The sequence below is a fragment of the Agrobacterium sp. ES01 genome (genome assembly GCF_050320885.1).
Lineage (GTDB): Bacteria > Pseudomonadota > Alphaproteobacteria > Rhizobiales > Rhizobiaceae > Allorhizobium.
The window spans coordinates 92,117-110,570 of the sequence record NZ_JBNQTH010000002.1 but is presented as its reverse complement, the minus strand read 5'-3'; the positions used below and the strand labels follow the sequence as shown (position 1 = coordinate 110,570).

Annotated in this window: 21 protein-coding genes; 7 read left to right on the top strand and 14 right to left on the bottom strand. The window is 58.6% G+C overall.

The annotated features are described in order from the left end of the window. Positions 1–2: 2 nt before the first annotated feature. The 4 genes from pyrH to ACQQ2Q_RS08360 all read right to left on the bottom strand — a co-directional run bounded on the left by pyrH (position 3) and on the right by ACQQ2Q_RS08360 (position 3,832). Positions 3–725 (bottom strand): UMP kinase, encoded by a 723-nt coding sequence (gene pyrH / locus ACQQ2Q_RS08375; RefSeq protein ID WP_428186606.1) that lies wholly within the window; start codon positions 723–725, stop codon positions 3–5. Positions 726–821: 96 nt separating this feature from the next. Then, the gene (gene tsf, locus ACQQ2Q_RS08370; protein WP_428186605.1) at positions 822–1,748 is read right to left on the bottom strand and encodes a translation elongation factor Ts; all 927 of its coding nucleotides are present in this window, start codon (positions 1,746–1,748) and stop codon (positions 822–824) included. A 296-nt stretch (positions 1,749–2,044) separates the two neighbouring features. Then, positions 2,045–2,812, bottom strand: a complete 768-nt coding sequence (gene rpsB / locus ACQQ2Q_RS08365) for a 30S ribosomal protein S2 (RefSeq protein WP_428186604.1) — start codon at positions 2,810–2,812, stop codon at positions 2,045–2,047. Between the two features lie 192 nt (positions 2,813–3,004). Next, on the bottom strand, positions 3,005–3,832 hold the full coding sequence (locus tag ACQQ2Q_RS08360; RefSeq protein WP_428186603.1) for a cell envelope integrity EipB family protein: 828 nt from the start codon (positions 3,830–3,832) through the stop codon (positions 3,005–3,007). Positions 3,833–3,951: 119 nt separating this feature from the next. On the opposite strand from ACQQ2Q_RS08360, the gene ACQQ2Q_RS08355 reads away from it, so the two are divergent. From ACQQ2Q_RS08355 to ACQQ2Q_RS08340, 4 genes are read left to right on the top strand one after another with little or no spacing between them, the layout of a single operon-like run. Next, on the top strand, positions 3,952–4,419 hold the full coding sequence (locus ACQQ2Q_RS08355; RefSeq protein ID WP_428186602.1) for a RidA family protein: 468 nt from the start codon (positions 3,952–3,954) through the stop codon (positions 4,417–4,419). A 1-nt stretch (position 4,420) separates the two neighbouring features. Next, positions 4,421–5,152, top strand: a complete 732-nt coding sequence (locus ACQQ2Q_RS08350) for a glycerophosphodiester phosphodiesterase (protein WP_428186601.1) — start codon at positions 4,421–4,423, stop codon at positions 5,150–5,152. Beyond that, positions 5,149–6,351: a GNAT family N-acetyltransferase gene (locus ACQQ2Q_RS08345; RefSeq protein ID WP_428186600.1), complete on the top strand. Its 1,203-nt coding sequence runs from the start codon at positions 5,149–5,151 to the stop codon at positions 6,349–6,351. The genes ACQQ2Q_RS08350 and ACQQ2Q_RS08345 overlap by 4 nt, the downstream gene beginning before the upstream one ends. Before the next feature lie 59 nt (positions 6,352–6,410). Then, positions 6,411–6,836 carry an HIT family protein gene (locus ACQQ2Q_RS08340; protein ID WP_428186599.1) on the top strand — a complete coding sequence of 142 codons (426 nt, stop codon included), beginning with the start codon at positions 6,411–6,413 and terminating at the stop codon, positions 6,834–6,836. Between the two features lie 106 nt (positions 6,837–6,942). On the opposite strand, the gene ACQQ2Q_RS08335 is transcribed toward ACQQ2Q_RS08340, so the two are convergent. The 8 genes from ACQQ2Q_RS08335 to cysE all read right to left on the bottom strand — a co-directional run bounded on the left by ACQQ2Q_RS08335 (position 6,943) and on the right by cysE (position 13,946). Further along, positions 6,943–7,794, bottom strand: a complete 852-nt coding sequence (locus ACQQ2Q_RS08335; protein WP_428186598.1) for an urea carboxylase-associated family protein — start codon at positions 7,792–7,794, stop codon at positions 6,943–6,945. Positions 7,795–7,918: 124 nt separating this feature from the next. Further along, positions 7,919–8,254 (bottom strand): AzlD domain-containing protein, encoded by a 336-nt coding sequence (locus ACQQ2Q_RS08330; RefSeq protein ID WP_428186597.1) that lies wholly within the window; start codon positions 8,252–8,254, stop codon positions 7,919–7,921. After that, the gene (locus ACQQ2Q_RS08325; RefSeq protein ID WP_428186596.1) at positions 8,251–9,009 is read right to left on the bottom strand and encodes an AzlC family ABC transporter permease; all 759 of its coding nucleotides are present in this window, start codon (positions 9,007–9,009) and stop codon (positions 8,251–8,253) included. The genes ACQQ2Q_RS08330 and ACQQ2Q_RS08325 overlap by 4 nt, the downstream gene beginning before the upstream one ends. A gap of 136 nt (positions 9,010–9,145) precedes the next feature. Continuing rightward, a complete protein-coding gene (clpA, locus tag ACQQ2Q_RS08320; protein ID WP_428186595.1) occupies positions 9,146–11,641 on the bottom strand; it encodes an ATP-dependent Clp protease ATP-binding subunit ClpA in 2,496 nt (831 codons plus the stop codon). Positions 11,642–11,651: 10 nt separating this feature from the next. Next, positions 11,652–12,005 carry an ATP-dependent Clp protease adapter ClpS gene (clpS, locus tag ACQQ2Q_RS08315; protein WP_428186788.1) on the bottom strand — a complete coding sequence of 118 codons (354 nt, stop codon included), beginning with the start codon at positions 12,003–12,005 and terminating at the stop codon, positions 11,652–11,654. Positions 12,006–12,267: 262 nt separating this feature from the next. Beyond that, complete coding sequence (locus ACQQ2Q_RS08310; protein ID WP_428186594.1) at positions 12,268–12,618, bottom strand: phasin family protein; 351 nt, start codon at positions 12,616–12,618, stop codon at positions 12,268–12,270. A gap of 225 nt (positions 12,619–12,843) precedes the next feature. Beyond that, positions 12,844–13,047 (bottom strand): DUF3126 family protein, encoded by a 204-nt coding sequence (locus ACQQ2Q_RS08305; protein ID WP_428186593.1) that lies wholly within the window; start codon positions 13,045–13,047, stop codon positions 12,844–12,846. A 74-nt stretch (positions 13,048–13,121) separates the two neighbouring features. Next, a complete protein-coding gene (gene cysE, locus ACQQ2Q_RS08300) occupies positions 13,122–13,946 on the bottom strand; it encodes a serine O-acetyltransferase (RefSeq protein WP_428186592.1) in 825 nt (274 codons plus the stop codon). Positions 13,947–14,020: 74 nt separating this feature from the next. Between cysE and ACQQ2Q_RS08295 the strand changes: the two genes are divergently transcribed. Then, positions 14,021–14,824: an enoyl-CoA hydratase-related protein gene (locus ACQQ2Q_RS08295; RefSeq protein ID WP_428186591.1), complete on the top strand. Its 804-nt coding sequence runs from the start codon at positions 14,021–14,023 to the stop codon at positions 14,822–14,824. A 12-nt stretch (positions 14,825–14,836) separates the two neighbouring features. On the opposite strand, the gene ACQQ2Q_RS08290 is transcribed toward ACQQ2Q_RS08295, so the two are convergent. Further along, positions 14,837–15,619 (bottom strand): alpha/beta fold hydrolase, encoded by a 783-nt coding sequence (locus ACQQ2Q_RS08290; RefSeq protein WP_428186590.1) that lies wholly within the window; start codon positions 15,617–15,619, stop codon positions 14,837–14,839. A gap of 161 nt (positions 15,620–15,780) precedes the next feature. Between ACQQ2Q_RS08290 and ACQQ2Q_RS08285 the strand changes: the two genes are divergently transcribed. Then, positions 15,781–16,029, top strand: coding sequence for a zinc-finger domain-containing protein (locus ACQQ2Q_RS08285; RefSeq protein WP_428186589.1), 249 nt, complete (start codon positions 15,781–15,783; stop codon positions 16,027–16,029). A gap of 28 nt (positions 16,030–16,057) precedes the next feature. Continuing rightward, positions 16,058–17,224, top strand: a complete 1,167-nt coding sequence (locus ACQQ2Q_RS08280; protein ID WP_428186588.1) for an FAD-dependent monooxygenase — start codon at positions 16,058–16,060, stop codon at positions 17,222–17,224. 9 nt (positions 17,225–17,233) lie between these two features. Here the strand turns inward: ACQQ2Q_RS08280 and ACQQ2Q_RS08275 are convergent, their stop codons facing one another. Continuing rightward, on the bottom strand, positions 17,234–18,424 hold the full coding sequence (locus tag ACQQ2Q_RS08275; protein WP_428186587.1) for a cystathionine beta-lyase: 1,191 nt from the start codon (positions 18,422–18,424) through the stop codon (positions 17,234–17,236). Between the last annotated feature and the right edge of the window lie 30 nt (positions 18,425–18,454).

Genomic DNA, 18,454 nt, shown 5'->3' with positions numbered 1-18,454 from the left:
GCTCAATTATCCGTCACAATTGTCATCCGGCCACCGCCGGACAAAATCTCACCGAACCCGCCCCGCTCGTGAATCGAGAAGACGATGATCGGAATGGAGTTTTCGCGCGCCAGCGCCACGGCCGCCACATCCATGACCGCGAGGCCTTTTTCGAGGACTTCCGAATGGGTCAGGTGGTCGAAGCGAGTCGCGTTCGGATCCTTTTTCGGATCTGCGGAATAGATACCATCGACCTGCGTTCCCTTGAAGATGGCCTCGGCACCCATTTCAGCCGCGCGCAGAGCCGCAGCAGAATCGGTGGTGAAGAAGGGATTTCCGGTACCGCCCGCGAAGATCACGACGCGTCCCTGGGACAGATGATGCTGTGACCGGCGCTGAGAGAAGCTTTCGCAGATCTCCGGCATGGCGATGGCGGATACGACCACGGTATCGACGTCGAGCTTGCGCAGCGAGGTTGCCAGCGCCAGCGCATTGATCACGGTTCCGAGCATGCCCATGTGGTCGCCCGTCACGCGGTCGCCACCCTTGGAGGCCACTGCGACGCCGCGGAAGATATTGCCACCGCCCACGACGACGCCAACTTCCACACCCATTTTTCTCGCATCAGCGATGTCTGCGGCGATACGGTCGGCAACCGCCACATCAATACCAAAACCCTGGCTGCCCATCAGGGCTTCACCGGAGGCTTTCAGAAGAACGCGTTTGTAGAGAGGTTTGGACGGCATGCTGGCTCCTGGGGATGAATTCAATGCCGGATACACGAAGGGCACCGCGTTGTCACGCGATGCCCTCGACTTTTCCCTGTAAGGGTAAAGACCTGATCAGCCCTTTGCGGCGGCAGCTACTTCTGCTGCGAAGTCGCTTTCTTCCTTCTCGACGCCTTCGCCGAGCAGGAGACGCGCCATGCCGGTGACTTCGATCGAGGCGCCAGCGAGCTTTTCAGCATCCTTGATGGCCTGACCGACGGTAACGTCAGGGTTGACGACAAAAGCCTGCGAGAGAAGCGCAACTTCTTCGAAGAACTTGCGCATGCGGCCTTCAACCATCTTCTCGATGATGTTCTCCGGCTTGCCGGATTCGCGCGACTGTTCGATGAAGACATTGCGTTCGCGCTCGGCGACAGCAGCGTCAACTTCTTCAGAGCGGATGGCGAGCGGGTTGGTTGCAGCGATATGCATGGCAACCTGACGTCCGATGGAGGTCAGGACTTCCTTGTCGCCCTCGGACTTCAGTGCCACGAGTACGCCGAGCTTGCCGATGCCGTCGCCGGCAGCGTTGTGGACATAGGTGGCAACAACGCCGTGCTCGACTTCCAGCATGGCCGAGCGACGCAGAGCCATATTCTCGCCGATGGTGGCAATCGCATCCTTGAGCGAATCGGAAACCGACTTGCCGGTTGCAGGATAGGTCGCAGCAGCAACCGCATCGACGGAACCGTCGGTGGTCAGCGCAACGCTTGCAATACCGCGGACGAGATCCTGGAAGGCATCGTTACGGGCAACGAAGTCGGTCTCGGAGTTCACTTCAACGACAACAGCCTTATGGCCGGCGTTGGCGATACCGATGAGACCTTCAGCAGCCGTACGGCCAGACTTCTTGTCGGCCTTGGCAATGCCCTTGGCGCGCAGCCAGTCGATGGCGGCTTCGATGTCACCATTGTTCTCGGTCAGGGCCTTCTTGCAATCCATCATGCCTGCGCCAGACTTTTCGCGCAGTTCCTTCACCATTGCAGCAGTGATTTCAGCCATTGTTTGCCTCTTGATCGTTTATCTTGCGCAGCAGCGGGACTCGCGGCCGGCGCTTCGTTTGGTGGGAGGACATGAACCGGCAACATGACAGCGTTATGAAACGCGCCCCTGGCCGGGCCTCCCTCGCCTGGATACGCATGTCACGCTTCAAGCGAATATGCGGTCCTTGAAAGGAACTGGCCGCCGAACAGCATTTGCTGACAGGCGGCCAATCTTCAGTGCGAAGACATGCTTCTGAAAGAAGACATGCTTGTAAGAAGACACGGGCGGGATCAGCGATCCCGCCTTCGGGCCAATCAGGCGCCGGTTTCTTCCGAAAGTTCCGGCTCGACCGGAGCTTCTTCCGAAGCGCCGATGTCGCGGCCAGCAGAACCCTGCTGACGTGCGATACCGTCGATGGCAGCGCGTGCAATCAGGTCGCAATAAAGAGCGATGGCGCGCGATGCGTCGTCGTTACCTGGAATTGCGTAGTCGATCAGGTCCGGATCGCAGTTGGAGTCGATGACAGCAACGACCGGGATACCCAGGCGCTTTGCTTCGTCGATAGCGATCTTTTCCTTGTTGGTGTCGATGATGAACATCAGGTCAGGAACGCCACCCATGTCGCGGATACCGCCAAGAGCCTTTTCAAGCTTTTCGCGTTCGCGGTCGAGCGTCAGACGCTCCTTCTTGGTGAAGCCCTGGCCTTCGCCAGCGAGGATCTCGTCAAGCTTTCGCAGGCGAGCGATCGAGTTCGAGATGGTCTTCCAGTTGGTCATCATGCCGCCGAGCCAGCGGGAGTTGACATAGTACTGGGCCGAACGCTTGGCAGAGTCAGCAATGATCTCGGATGCCTGGCGCTTGGTACCAACGAACAGAACACGGCCGCCACGAGCAACGGTGTCGGAAACGACCTGAAGGGCCTTCGACAGCATTGGAACGGTCTGTGCCAGATCGATGATGTGGATGTTGTTGCGATCGCCGAAGATGTACGGCTTCATCTTTGGGTTCCAGCGGTGTGTCTGGTGACCAAAGTGGATGCCTGCTTCAAGAAGCTGGCGCATGGTGAAATCGGGCAATGACATGCCTGGTAGTCTCCTGTTTCCGGTTTAACCCCCGTGCAACAAACAGCGCTCCATGCAGAGACGCCACCGGCGGAACGATCCGGATTTCTCCCGGACAATCCCAAGTCACACGTGTGGAATGCGGCTGGCCATATCCCTAGTTGGCGGGGAAAGCAAGGCTTGCGGCGAAAAAAGTGATGCAGAGGCCAGCATTCACTGGCACTTGCCGTCGCCCAATATCTCCAGTTTCTTCAAATGGCCGCTCAAAACGAAGTCACCATAATCCAGCGTCAGGTCGCGGGTGATTCCATTTTCGTAGAGCTTGAAGGACTGGGTATAGACCGGCAGTTGATCGCCGCTATCGCCATCATTGAAATAGGCGATCGAGACTGGCCAGTAGGGCGACTTGGCAAGCGGGCTATCGGCGCCGATCTCGGGATCATTGTCCTTGGGCTTTTGCGAATTGCCGACAAAGGTGGTGGTCAGATAGCTCTGATCGCCATCTTCCGAGCCATCGAAGATACGCTCTTCCACAACCGACTTGCCCTTGCGGGCCTTGTCGATCACTTCGAGCATATGTTCTGTCGGAAAGCGGCTGCTGGCGATATCCACACTGCGGCTTTCCGGTTCGTCGAGGTCGATGCGTATACCGCTTTCGATGCCGCTCGCGAAGCCGCTGACTTCCTTGTCGAGCTGATCGTCGGTGAAGGATTTGCTGTCGAAGCGAAACTCACCGGCATCCGGGTTTTCGAATGTGGTGCTTTGCTGATCCGTCACCCGGACCTGATCGCCGGTTTCAAGGCGCGTGACGAACCGAAAATTGGTCGTGTAGCCGGTGCATTTGTCGCCGCCGAATTCATAGACAAGGCGACCGTTCATGCCATCGATGCCGGATTGCTCGTCTGCTTGCTTCAGCTCGATGTCGTAGACGGCGCGATGGGGAATTAAGCCCCCGGCGATGGCCGATGTGGCACCGACCACGGTCAGGCTCACGGCTGCGAACGTAACACTGAAAACTTCGATAACGCCCGCACGATACATGCAATTGCTCCTGTTGGACTCGCCGCCGATGATATAAGAACACACCCGGCGAAAACGAGGCACCTGCTGCCTGAATGCAGGATTCTTTGGGATAGATCAAACAAAACCGGGAGACGAATATGTCCGAAGCCATCGCTGGCCGGCTGAAGGAACTGGGCATTGCCCTGCCCGATGCCGCCGCACCCGCCGCCAACTATCTGCCCTTCACCATGAGCGGCAATCTTCTGTTTGTCTCCGGCCAGTTGCCGCTGGAAAACGGAAAGCTTGCAGCAACAGGTCTTGCCGGCACCGACATCGACCTTGCCACATGCCAAAGAGCTGCAGAACTCTGCGCAATCAATATTCTCGCCCAGGCCAAGGCGGCACTCGGCGGCGATCTTTCACGGATCGTGCGGGTGATCAAGCTCAACGGCTTTGTCGCGTCCGGCCCCGGCTTTACCGACCAGCATCTGGTGATCAACGGCGCGTCGAACCTGATTGCCAATGTGCTTGGAGACGCCGGCAAGCATGCGCGCGCGGCCGTCGGCATGGCTTCGCTTCCCCTTAACGCGACCGTCGAAATCGACGCCATCATAGAGTTTGCCTGATATGTCCGACCTCGCCTGGCTTACCGAACGACCGATTGCCCATCGCGGCTTTCACGACATGAACAAGACGATCTGGGAAAATACGCTGTCCGGCTTTACCCGCGCCATCGAGGCCGGATTTGCCATCGAATGCGATCTTCATATCGCAGCCGATGGCGTGCCGGTTGTCTTTCACGACGACAAACTGCAACGGCTTTGTGGATTGAACGGCGATGTGCGCGAGCGGACGTCTGCGGAGCTCGGACTTCTGTCCATCGGCGGCAGCTCCGACCGTATTCCGACGCTGAAACAGTTGCTTCAACTGACCAAGGGCAAGGTGCCGCTGGTGCTGGAGTTAAAAGGTCGCGCCGGCGATGATGATGGTTTTCCGGAAGCCGTGCTGGATGTGCTTGAAACGTATCAGGGTCATGTGGCACTGATGAGCTTCGACCACTGGATATTGAGGGATCTCAAGGCCGCCGATTGCCCCTACCCGGTCGGTTTGACTGCGGAAGGCGTCAAGCCGGAAGCCTTCTTTTCCCATGACGAGGCCATGCATCTGGGGCTCGACTTCATCTCCTATAGCGTTGCACATCTTCCCAACAGCTTCATCACCGCGCAGCGTGCACGCAAAATTCCTGTCATCACATGGACCGTGAGGGATGAAACCATGCGGGTGAAGACCTATACTTATGCCGATCAAATGACGTTCGAGGGTTTCGACCCACGAGAAGGACAAGCAGCGATCGCATGATGCAAAATGTCACCATCCGGGTAATTTCATCCTTCAAGGATATCGCACCAGACAAATGGGCAAGCCTTGAAGGCACAGCGAAAATCCCGGGCGGTGGCAGCTATCATCCCTTTCTGAGCCACGCCTTTCTGTCTGCGCTGGAAGAGTCCGGATCGGCGTCGCCCGAAACGGGCTGGCTTGGACATCATCTGCTGATGGAGAACGAGGCAGGCGAACTGCTCGGCGCGATCCCCTGCTATCTCAAAAGCCACAGCCGCGGCGAATATGTGTTCGACCAGGGCTGGGCGGATGCGTTCGAGCGGGCCGGCGGGCGCTATTATCCCAAACTGCAATGCTCGATCCCGTTTACGCCTGCGACCGGTCCCCGCCTTCTTCCGGCACGTGGACAGGAGGCCGGGGAAATCCAGCTTCTATTGGCCGGCGGATTGAAACAGGTGGCAGACCAGCTGGGTGTATCGTCGGCGCATATTACCTTTCTTCCGGAAGACGAGCTGCCCGCATTCGAAACGCTCGATTACCTGCACCGCACCGACCAGCAGTTTCACTTCATCAACAAGGGTTATGCCGATCACGAGGCGTTTCTGGCCGAGCTTTCCTCGTCCAAGCGCAAGAACCTGCGCAAGGAGAGACGCCACGCGCTGGAGGGCGGCATCGAGATCGACTGGCTGACCGGTTCGGATCTGACAGAAGACATCTGGGATCAGTTTTATGCCTTCTACATGGATACCGGCAGCCGCAAATGGGGCCGGCCTTACCTGACCCGGGAATTCTATTCGCTGATCGGTGAGCGCATGGCAGACGACGTGCTGCTGGTGATGGCCAAACGCGAGGGGCGCTATATCGCCGGCGCCATCAACTTCATCGGATCAGAGGCGCTTTACGGACGCCACTGGGGTTGCATCGAAGATCACCCCTTCCTGCATTTCGAGGTCTGCTATCACCAGGCGATCGACTTTACCCTGTCCAAGGGGCTGGCACGGGTCGAGGCGGGCGCGCAAGGGGAGCACAAGCTCGCACGCGGCTACCTGCCGGTGACCACGCATTCCGCCCACTACATTTCCCATCCGGGCCTCAGACACGCCATTTCGGATTATCTGGAGCGCGAGCGCCGGGATGTGGAATATACCGGGGAATATCTGGCCGGACACAGCCCGTTCCGAAAGGGCGAGTTGCAGCGGCAAGCCGAGTGCGACGAGTAGCGTGCTTGATCTTGCCGCCAGCCGGCCCTTAATGACCGACAATTACGAGGAGACCCGCGATGACTGCTTCCGCCTATGACGACACCAATATCTTTGCCAAGATCATCCGGGGCGAGATCCCTTCGGTGAAACTCTATGAAGACGAGCATACGCTGGCCTTCATGGATGTGATGCCGCAGGCACCCGGTCATCTTCTGGTTATACCGAAAGCGCCGTCGCGCAATCTTCTCGATGCCGATCCGGCTGTTCTGGCGAAGACCATGCCGGTGGTGCAAAAGCTGGCGATTGCCGCCAAGCAGGCGTTTGCGGCAGATGGTGTCTATGTTGCCCAGTTCAACGAGCCGGCTGCCGGGCAGACCGTATTCCACCTGCATTTCCACGTGATCCCACGCCACGACGGCCAGACATTGAAGCCACATACCGGTGGCATGGAAGATATGGCGGTGCTGACGGCCAATGCAGAAAAGATCAAGGCGGCACTGTGAGTTGCGGCTTTTCCGTGTGACGCCATGCACGGCACTAAGCCGAACGGCCCAACTGGCATCGGCCACGGTTGTAGATCCTCGAGTCAAGCCCGAGGATGACGGCTGATCACGTTTCCGGCGGCAGATATTCACTGCGGTTCGGGAACGGCCAATCCTTCAATACAGTCATGTCCGGCTTGTAGATCTCGACCTTCAAGGGATAGCAGGCAGCCGTATCGCTGGAATGTTCGACGCTGCAATCACCGCCAGGGCATGCCGACAAACCACCCATAAGGTCGATTTCGGCGAAGAACTCGATGAAGTCGCCGGGACGAACCGGACTGGCCTTCATGAAATATTGCTGCGTGTCGCGGGTGAAACCGGTGCACATGAAAACGTTCAGGACGTCATGCACCAGAGGCTCGGCGTCGCGGAAGCTGAGCCCCGATGCCTTGCTCAGTGCACGCGTCAGGTTGGAGTGGCAGCAGTGGTGATAGTCGCCGCCTGACAAAAGCCTGTGCGTATAGGGGTCGCAGCGCGTGCCGATGACATCATGCACGCCACCGCCATATTGGTCGAAACCGTACCAGCCAAGCGTATCATGGGTAATCGTCGCCATGGGGCGGAGATTGGGGAGGTTACTCCACAGTCTGTGACCTTCGGTGACATGGGTTGCGTGCAGCGCCCGCGTCTTGCCGCTGAAGAAGCGTTCGGTGAGGTCGTTTGCGTTCCACAGGTTGAGATCGCCGACCTGCGGACCGTCGATGCTGACGATGCGGAAGAAATGGCCCTTTGGCACATCGAAGGTTTCGCCTTCGCGAGGTGGTACGATGACCTCGTCTACCTTCACCATTGTTGCGCGGGCACGCTTCAATACAGCCATGTCTGGCGGCGGCAGCGTCTCATTCGGATAGCAGATGACCGGCTTGACGGCACGGCGCTCGGCTGCATCATCGGGGGCTTCAACGGTTATGTTCATCAGGTGCAAACTCCAAATATACCGCAAGACGTGAGGAGGACGGACTGCCTGTTCGTCGATCACGATCCGTCAAGCGCTCGCTCTGGCGCCTGCGCCCCACGCTCCCACACCTGTGCACGATATGTCAGGGCAGGAAAAGCCCGAGCGCCAGAATGGCGATGGGCACGACGACGCCAACGAAGACCTTCTGGCCACTCAACAGAAATGCGGCAAAGCCGAGACCGGCCGCGGCCAGTCGAAGCCAGAGCGGACTGTCGGCGAGACTTCCGGCCGGATAGATGATGAGCTTGCCTGTCACGGCCATCACCAGCGAGGTGGCCACCGCCCTCACCCATTTGAGCGTTTCGGAATGCTCGTCCAGACGATTGCCCGCCACGACCCCGAGCCAGCGCCAGATATCCGTCGCCAGCCAGCCGGCGACGATGATGACGATATAGGTTGCGTATTCACCTGTGGTCACAAACGCTGCCCCTTATCAAGGCTCTGCGCCCGGCGCGGAGACAGCAGGAATCGGTCGATCACATAGGCCAGGGTTCCGCCGCCGATGCCGGCCACCAGAACATCGAAACCGGGTGCCACCAGCGCCAAGAGCGGACCACCCATGATACCGATGACGAAAGCCAGCTTCAGCACCGGCTGGCGCGATGTGGCCCAGATGGAGGCAACGAAATAGACCGGCGTCAACATGAACAGCGCGCCGGCGACCATCGGCGGAAATGTTGCGACCAGACCGTAGCAAATGCCCACCAGCAGCGTGTTGGTGAGCGTCAGTGTCATGCCAAAGCCGCCGAAATAGGCGGTCCGATGTTCGCGGGGCACCCGGTCTATGGTCTGGGTGGTAAAGACCCATGCCGTGATGGCGATGAAATGGGACAGGAACAGCAACAGCCATACAGGCGTGCGTGGCGTCTTCAACTCCGGTACCAGCGAGGCAACCATGGGCATCATGCGGATGGACGACAGCGACACGGCAACGAAGATGGCAAGGATATGGGCACCGCTTGCCAGCATGCCCGTCAGGATCATCTTGGCCGGCAATGCCCAGATCATGATGGTCATGAACATGGCCTCGCTACGCGTCAGTCCCGATTCGAGTGCGAAGGCGGCAAAGCCGACGAAGGACGTCATCAGGATCAGCGCCGGCATGCTGAAAATGCCGCGCATGCCGGTCAGGAACCAGTAGGTAGCGCTGCGAGGATCATCCGTTGAATTCATGCATACTCGCTAACCCAAAACCGGCAATGCGGCAATGGCATCACGCGAGCGTCGTCGCCTGATCCCGGAGCACAAAATGCAAAGAAGCCGGACACATGGCCCGGCTTCCTTGAAATGATGCAAAGGTCTGCGCCCCTTACTTTTTCTTCGGTACCTTGGGTACCGAGGACCGCTTTGCCGAAGCCGGTGCCTCTTCGGACGCTTGCGCATCAGAGGCTTTTGCCTCTGCGGCCTTTGTCTTTCTGGCCTTCTTGGCCGGGGCCTTCTTCTTCGACGTTTCTGCTTCGACCTCTTCGAGCTCAGCCTCAGGCTTGGGCTTTACACGCGCCGTGTCGGCAATCGATTCGAGGTCCAGAACATCTTCACCGGCCTTGTCTTTCTTGACGCCGACCTTGACCACGCCGCCCTTCTTGAGCTTGCCGAACAGGATCTCGTTGGCGAGGGGCTTCTTGATATATTCCTGGATCACGCGAGACAGCGGACGGGCACCCATCTTTTCGTCGTAGCCGCGCGTTGCCAGCCAGCCGATTGCCTGTTCAGACAGATCGAAGGTGATATTGCGCTCGGACAGCTGGGCTTCCAACTGCATGACGAATTTCTGGACGACCTGATGAATGACCTCTGTCGGCAGCGGCGCAAACGGGATCGTCGCGTCGAGGCGATTGCGGAATTCCGGCGTGAACAGGCGGTTCAATGCCTCTTCATCTTCACCGCTGCGCTTGGAGGAGCCAAAGCCAATGGCGGCCTTTGCCATTTCCGATGCGCCCGCATTGGTCGTCATGATCAAGATGACATTGCGGAAGTCGATCTTCTTGCCGTTATGATCGGTCAGCGAACCATGGTCCATCACCTGCAACAGAATGTTGTAGATGTCGGGATGGGCCTTTTCGATTTCATCGAGCAGAACCACGCAATGCGGATGCTGGTCGACGCCGTCGGTCAACAGACCGCCCTGGTCGAAGCCGACATAGCCGGGAGGTGCGCCCAGCAGCCGTGAAACCGTGTGACGTTCCATATATTCCGACATGTCGAAACGCAGCATTTCAACGCCAAGCGACGAGGCAAGCTGCTTGGCGACCTCGGTCTTGCCGACGCCGGTGGGGCCGGAAAAGACGTAAGAACCAATCGGCTTGTTCGGCTCGCGCAGACCCGCACGGGCAAGCTTGATCGCGGTCGACAGGGCCTCGATTGCATTGTCCTGACCATAGACCACCGAGCGCAGCTCCTGCTCGAGATTGGCAAGCACCTGCTCGTCGTCCTTGGATACGGTCTTGGCCGGAATGCGCGCCATTGTGGCGATCGTGACTTCGATCTCCTTGTCGGTGATCAGCTTGCGACGGCGGGATGCCGGCAGCAGCATCTGCGCCGCACCGGTCTCGTCGATCACGTCGATCGCCTTGTCCGGCAGCTTGCGGTCAGAGATATAGCGGGCCGACAGTTCCACGGCAGCCTTGATCGCGTCATTGGTATAGCGCAGCTTGTGATATTCCTCGAAATAGGGCTTGAGCCCCTTCATGATTTCGATGGCATCGTCAACCGATGGCTCATTGACGTCTATCTTCTGGAAGCGGCGAACCAGAGCGCGGTCCTTTTCGAAGAACTGGCGATATTCCTTGTAGGTGGTCGAGCCGATGCAACGGATCGCACCGGAGGACAAGGCAGGCTTCAACAGATTGGAGGCATCCATGGCGCCGCCAGAGGTTGCACCTGCACCGATGACCGTGTGGATCTCATCGATGAAGAGCACGGCTCCCGGATAATCCTCGAGTTCCTTGACGACCTGCTTCAGGCGTTCTTCGAAGTCACCGCGATAGCGGGTGCCGGCCAGAAGCGTGCCCATGTCGAGCGAGAAGATCGTGGCATCTGCCAGCGCCTCTGGCACCTTGCCCTCGACGATACGCTTGGCCAGACCTTCGGCAATCGCGGTCTTGCCAACGCCTGGATCCCCCACGTAAAGCGGGTTGTTCTTGGAACGACGGCACAGAACCTGAATGGTGCGATTGACCTCGTCGTGACGCCCGATCAGAGGATCGATGCGGCCGGTCTTGGCTTTTTCGTTCAGATTGACGCAATAGGCCTTCAGCGCTTCCTGCTGCTTCTTGGCGCCGCCCTCTTCCTGCTGGTCGCGGGCCTGGCGCGCTTCGCCCTCGCCTTCTTCGGCACCGCGCGGCGTACGGGCCGGACCGGAACCGGGGCGCTTGCCGATACCGTGGGAGATATAGTTGACGGCATCGTAGCGCGTCATTTCCTGCTCCTGCAGAAAATAGGCGGCATGGCTCTCGCGCTCGGCGAAGATTGCCACGAGCACGTTTGCGCCGGTCACTTCCTCGCGGCCGGATGATTGAACATGGATCACAGCGCGCTGAATGACCCGCTGGAACCCGGATGTGGGTTTGGAATCCTCATCATAACCTGTCACCAGGTTGGCGAGTTCGTTGTCGACATAATCGCCGACGGTCTTGCGCAAGACGTCAAGATTGACGTTGCATGCGCCCATGACCGCGGCCGCGTCGGCGTCATCTATCAGGGCGAGAAGCAAATGCTCGAGCGTGGCATATTCATGATGCCGCTCGTTGGCAAAAGTCAGTGCCTGATGCAGCGCCTTCTCTAAACTGGGAGAAAATGTTGGCACGGTCAGATCCTCATTTCTTTTCCATCACGCATTGCAGCGGGTGCTCGTGCTGCCTGGCGAAATCCATTACCTGGCTTACCTTGGTCTCGGCGACTTCATACGTGAAGACACCACATTCCCCCACGCCGTGATTGTGTACTTGCAGCATTACCCGGGTTGCGGCTTCCCTGTCCTTCTGGAAAAACCGCTCTAGTACGTGAATGACAAACTCCATCGGAGTGTAGTCATCATTCAACAGCAGAACGCGATACAAATTCGGCTGCTTGGTCTTCGATTTGGTTCGGGTGATAACCGAGGTACCACGTCCGGGTCCCTCGCCGTCACCGTCACCTTGCTGCTGCATTACGACCGGCTCGGCAATCATCTCAGTCTCGTCCCCATACGTCCAGCCATTCCGATCTTTTGATGCAAATTCCACGACGATTTCTTCTGTCCACATAATTAGTTCTCAATTGGCGGATTTTAAGCCCCTTCCGTCACAGTGCAATTAGAATTGCTTGGGGGCAGGTGCAAAAACACCGGAAATCAATGGTTTTCGCGCTGAAAATAGAAAACCGGCCACGCTGGGCGCGGCCGGTTGAACAAATTACATCGGACCTGCCGCGGTCGGCAGGTGGTGCGCTGGTTCAGGCGGCAGCCTTTGTCTTTTCGCTGACAACCTTGGCCATCGGCATTTCGAACGGCTTGTAGGCCGTCTTTGCAAGACCGGCATACATTTCGCTGACCTTGGCGGCTTCGGAAACAAAGCTCTCATAGGAAGACTTCATGTAGCTGGTCTGGAGTTCGAAGGCTGCCTCGAGGCTCTTCACGCCGGCCAGGGATTCCATGAATGTCGCCATATCCTGAAACGACTTCTTGGAATATTCCGAGGTCTCGCCAGCGATGGCCTGGAAGCCCTTGGCGACTTCTGAATAGTTCTTCAGCGCCGTATCCATGGCTTCCTTGCTCTTCTTGCTCGCTTCATCAAAGTTAAACATGACAGCATTCCTTCCCAATGTGTTTCAGTTCGAATTCAGGATTGCCTCATATAACATCCAGCGGTCGTCGTCAAGAAAAATGCTGCATCGCACAACTCTCATAGGTTGCATTTGCGGTTAAAAAAACAGGCCCGCAACCTATGCTGCGGGCCTGTTTGAACCGTTTGGAGCGATTATTGCTGCAACATCAAAATATTGTGCAGTCACTAGCGCCAAATTGGCATCTCAAAGATCGACGTCGAGGATCGCCATCGAGAAATTGAAGGACAGATCACCGTCTTCGTCATCGCGGAAGACGACGCCGAGAAACTCGTCGCCGATGTAGACTTCGGCAGAATCGTCCTTGCGCGGGCGGGCCTTGACGACCATCGCCTGATTGAAGGTGCGCTTGAAGTAGGCTTCGAGCTTCTTGATTTCGTCAGGTTTCAAGGCGTTTCTCCATCGATATGCAAATCAGGCCCGCTTGTTGCACGCACCCGGCGGCGCTGTAAACCCGCAAAGGCTTAAACGTCACCGGAAAGCATTTGATCCATGGACCGCGACGGTTCTGCACAACCCGCCTCGCCCACGACCTTGGCCGGGACACCTGCAACGGTGGTGCATGGCGGCACGGACTTCAACACGACGGAACCGGCAGCGACGCGCGAGCATGCGCCCACCTCTATGTTGCCAAGAACCTTGGCGCCTGCACCGATCAACACGCCATCGCCGATCTTCGGATGACGGTCAGCACCTTCCTTGCCGGTGCCACCCAGGGTGACACCATGGAGGATCGAGACGTTGTCGCCAATGCGCGCGGTCTCACCGACGACGAGACCGGTTGCGTGGTCGAGAAAGATGCCCTTGCCGATCCGCGCAGCCGGATTGATATCCGTCTGGAACACGCTGGACGCGCGGCTTTGCAGATACAGAGAGAGATCCCTGCGTCCCTTGCTCAGCAGCCAATGGGCGAGCCTGTGGGTCTGTATGGCGTGGAAGCCCTTGAAATATAGGACAGGCTCGAGAAAACGCAGGCAGGCGGGATCGCGATCATAGACCGCCTGGATATCGACGCGCAGGATTGTGCCCCATTCCGGCCAGTCCTTGAGCATGTCCTCGAATGCCTGACGCAAAAGCACGGCCTGAAGATCGGCATGATCCAGACGTTCGCAGATGCGGTAAATCACGCAATCTTCCAGAGACTTGTGGTTCAGCACAGTGGAATAGAGGAAGGCCGCCAGGATCGGGTCATGCTCGGCTGCGGCACTGGCCTCGTGCTTGAGCGTGTCCCAGATCGGGTCCATGGACTTCAGGTATTCGCTGCGAACGCGTTCGCTTTCAGCCGCCATCGCCGGTCTCCTCGTATCTTGCGGGCGTTCCCTGTATAGAGCATTGCAGATGCAAACTGAATGGGCAGTTGTCAATGAAACTAACAAGTGATTTCGCAGGCGGCCATATTCGTGCGGCAGTCCACGACGGGACAGGGGCACTGATCATCGACAATGGCGCGCGCAAAAACGCGCTGACGCTGGCAATGTGGCACGCAATACCCGATGCTATTCAATGGCTTGTCGCAGACGCAAAGGCTCGCGCCATCGTGCTGACAGGGGGTGGGCAAAGCGATTTCAGCGCCGGTGCGGATATTTCCGAATTTCCCGACGTGCGCCATGATGCAGCCAGCGCCGGTGTCTACGAGGCGACCAATTCGAGAGCGTTTTCCGCCATTCGCGATGCGCGCGTGCCGATGATCGCTGCCGTCCGCGGCATCTGCTATGGCGGCGGATTTGGCCTCGCCGCAGCCTGCGACCTCAGAATTGCCGACGAGACGGCTGCCTTTGCCGTTCCAGCAGCGCGTCTGGGTCTTGCCTATCCTGCCGACGCCGTGCGCGATTTCGCGACAGCGCTCGGGTCGCAATGGGCACGCAAAGCCTTGTTCACGGGCGCAGCGATGTCGCCGAAAGAACTGCTGCAAAACGGATTTCTTCTGGAGGTCACCGCGGCTGAGGCACTGGATGCAGCAGCCTTCACGCTGGCCGAAACGATTGCCAATAACGCACCGCTCTCGGTTCAGGCGTCCAAGCTTGCGCTTCGCGCTTTCGAGCAAGGCGACCAGACCCTTCTGTCGGAAGCGCAGATCACCGGAGCATCGACCTTTGACAGCGCCGACTACCGCGAGGGACGCGCAGCCTTTGCCGAACGTCGCGCGCCTGCATTTACCGGCAGATAGCGCGAGGGACCGCTAATCTGCCAACCCGGCATAGAATTCGAGAACGGCTTTCTTGAAGACCTTGTCGCCGACGGCCAGCATGTGGTCGCGGTTGGGAATATCAATGACGCGGGCATTGGGCATCAAGTCTGCCAGGTCCCGCGGCGAGCCGGCGATATCGTCCTTGGTGCCGACGCCAATCAAGGTGGGCAGCGATATTGTCGAGACCTGTTCACGCGTCACCAGAACACGATTGGTCTGGATGCAGGCCGCAAGGGCATAGCGGTCGGCGCGCGTCTGTTCCGCAAAGGCGCGGAACATGCGTCCGCGCGCATGGGTAACCTCCGACAGGGACGGCGCCAGCAAGGCCTCTGCAATCGGATCCCAATCGCCGACACCCTCGACAAGGCCAATCCCCAGACCACCGAACACCAGTGAACGGATGCGGTCGGGATGCGCAAGCGCCGCAAAGGCGGAGATGCGCGCGCCCATGGAATAGCCCATGACATGGGCCTGTTCGATGGCCAGATGATCCAGCAATGCGATGGCGTCTTCGGCCATCAACGGCGGATAATAGGCTTCAGAATCATGAGGCTTGTCGCTCGCCCCATGGCCGCGATTGTCGATGGCGATCACGCGGTAGCCGGCTTCCGACAGTGTTTTCAGCCAGCCGGGACTGACCCAGTTGACATTGGCTGTGGAGGCAAAACCGTGAATGAGCAGAACGGCGGGGGCTGCCTTGTCACCTTCATCGAAAAAGGCGAGCTGCAAACCGTCGTGATGAAAGAGTGAAAAAGCAGGCAGATTGAGATTCATGAAGCGTCTTCCTTAAGTCGCCGGCGACAATATTGGAGAGGCCACACGGATCAAGCCCTGCTGCGACAGTTTTTCCATGGGTTTCCGTCACGGCGGCCTCTACACATTTGCGCAGAAGCCGGATAATGTGCGGCGCAAATCGCATTGCATTGGAGACAGACATGGCGGGACATCATAGCATTCCCCATTTCCAGAACGACGGTGGTCACCGCGTTATCGAGATCGGCGTGAAGGAATTCATGTGCACCGGCGCGTCCACGCCGTTCGATCATCCGCATATCTTCATCGATATGGGACACGACACCGAGCGGGTCTGCTCCTATTGCTCGACGCTCTACCGCTTCAACGCATCGCTGAAGCCGGAACAGACCAATCCACCCGGATGCACATTCCACGCCAAGGCCGCCTGATCCCGGTCCCGTCGGGGCGGGTAAGTTCATGTCCATTCATTCTGTCGCCATCGTCGGAGCCGGCATTGCCGGCCTGACGGCAGCGCTCTCCTTTGCGCGTCTCGGCATCCGCACAGACATCATCGAGCAGGCACCGCAGCTCACCGATGTGGGTGCCGGACTGCAGATGTCACCCAATGCCACCTATATTCTCGACAGATTGGGGGTCTTGCCCGAACTCGAGAACCATTGGCAAAAGCCATCCCGGATCGGCCTGGCAAGCGGCACAAGTCTTCGCCCGCTGGCCTTTGTGCCTGCCGGCCAATTTGCCCTTGAACGCTGGGGGGCGCCCTATGGCGTCCTGCATCGCTCAACCTTGCAGCAAGCGCTGTTGACGGCCGTTCTGCACGCATCTTCTTCGTGTCACCTCCATCTCGGACATCGACTGGAAGACACAACGCCTCAGTCAATCGGCACGCTGACGGGCCGCGCACCCGACCTGATTGTCGGCGCAGACGGTGTCTGGTCGCGGACCCGTTCACGGGTGCCCGATGCGCCGGAGACGTCGTTTTCCGGGAATGTCGCGTGGCGCTTCACGATACCGGACGAGTCCGCTCCCGATTTTCTCGACCGTAACAATGTGACGGCGTTTCTCGGGCCAAACTCGCATCTTGTGAGCTATCCCTTGCGCGAGATCGGCGGCTTCAACGTGGTGGCAATCACGGCTGGCAACAGCCCCGGAGAGACCTGGGGTACGACTGGAACAGCTGCGCAGAAGCGCATGATGCTCAGACACTTCCATCGCTGGCACGATGCCATTGTCGACATGCTGGAAAAAGCGAACCAGCCGAATTTCTGGCCCTTGTTTCAGGCCGGCAAAGGGCGCTGGCATAATGGTCGGGACACGGTGCTGATCGGGGATGCGGCCCATGCGATGATGCCCTTTGCCGCTCAAGGCGCGGCAATGGCAATCGAAGATGCCTTCGTGCTGGCCGGCAAGGTCGCCGGGACGCCCCTGCCCCAGGCACTGGCGAGTTTCGAGGCTGAGCGGAGCGCGCGCACGGCCAAGGTGCGCGACCGCGGCGCCTTCAACAAATTTGCCTATCACGCCCGAGGCCCGTTCAGGATCGGGCGTGATGTGGTGCTTTCCCTGCGCAAGCCGGAGAGCCTGGCCGCGGATCTCGACTGGCTCTACGGTTTCAAGGCCAAGGGCTGACCGACGTCTTCAAACCTCGGCCGCTGCGGCAAATCCGGCGTCCAGATCGGCCATAATGTCCTCGACATTTTCGAGACCAATCTGCAGGCGCATGACGGTGCCTTCCGGTGGCGCCTTGCGGATTCTGCGATCATCCAGATTGACCATGACAGCCAGGCTTTCATAGCCACCCCAGGAATAACCGAGACCGAAAAGCCGCAGCGCATCCAGAAAGGCGCGTGCCTTCGGCTTTGCCTTTTCCGGCTGGCCGGCTGCAAGGACGAAGGAGAAAATGCCGCTTGCACCCTTGAAGTCGCGCTTCCAGATGTCGTGTCCGGGGAAACTGGGCAAGGCCGGATGCAGAACCCTGGCGACGCCATCGCGACCTTCCAGCCATTTCGCAACGGTCAGGGCACTCTTTTGATGATGATCGAGCCTTAGCGACATGGTGCGCAGGCCGCGCAGGATCATGTAGGAATCATCCGGTGCGCCACACATGCCAAGCACCGTCTGGGCCTCCAGCAGGCGCGGCCAATGTTCCTTGTTGGCTGACACAGTGCCCATGAGAATGTCGGAATGCCCGGATGGGTATTTGGTCGCCGCATGGATGGAGATATCGACACCGAAATCGAGCGGCTTGAAATAAAGCGGCGTTGCCCAGGTATTGTCCATGGTCACCACACAGCCGTGCTTGTGGGCGGCGGTGGAAATGGCGCGGATATCCTGCATTTCAAAGGTGTTCGAGCCGGGCGCTTCTGTATGCACAAGCTTTGTGTTGGCCTTGATCAGCGTTTCGATGCCGGCCCCGATTTCCGGGTCATAATATTCGACCTCGACGCCCATGCGCTTCAGCATCGTATCGCAGAAGCGGCGGCAGGGCGCATACACCGAATCGACGATCAATGCGTGGTCGCCGGATGACAGGAAGGCCAGAAACGGGACGCTGATGGCCGCAAGGCCTGACGGCACGAGAACGGTTCCGGCCGAGCCCTCCAGTTCGTCGATCGCTTCGCAAAGCGCGTCGGTCGTCGGCGTTCCATGGGTGCCGTAAGTGTATTTCTGCTCCCGCGATTCCATCGCCTTGGTGTCCGGAAACAGGACCGTGGAGGCGTGGACCACCGGAGGATTAACGAAGCCGTGAAAGGCTGAAGGGTCGTTGCCGATATGGCAGAGTTTTGTTTCCATGCCGGCCTTGGCCAGCATTTCTTTCCGATCATGCATTGGGGGGTGGGCCTTTCCGAGAATATGCGA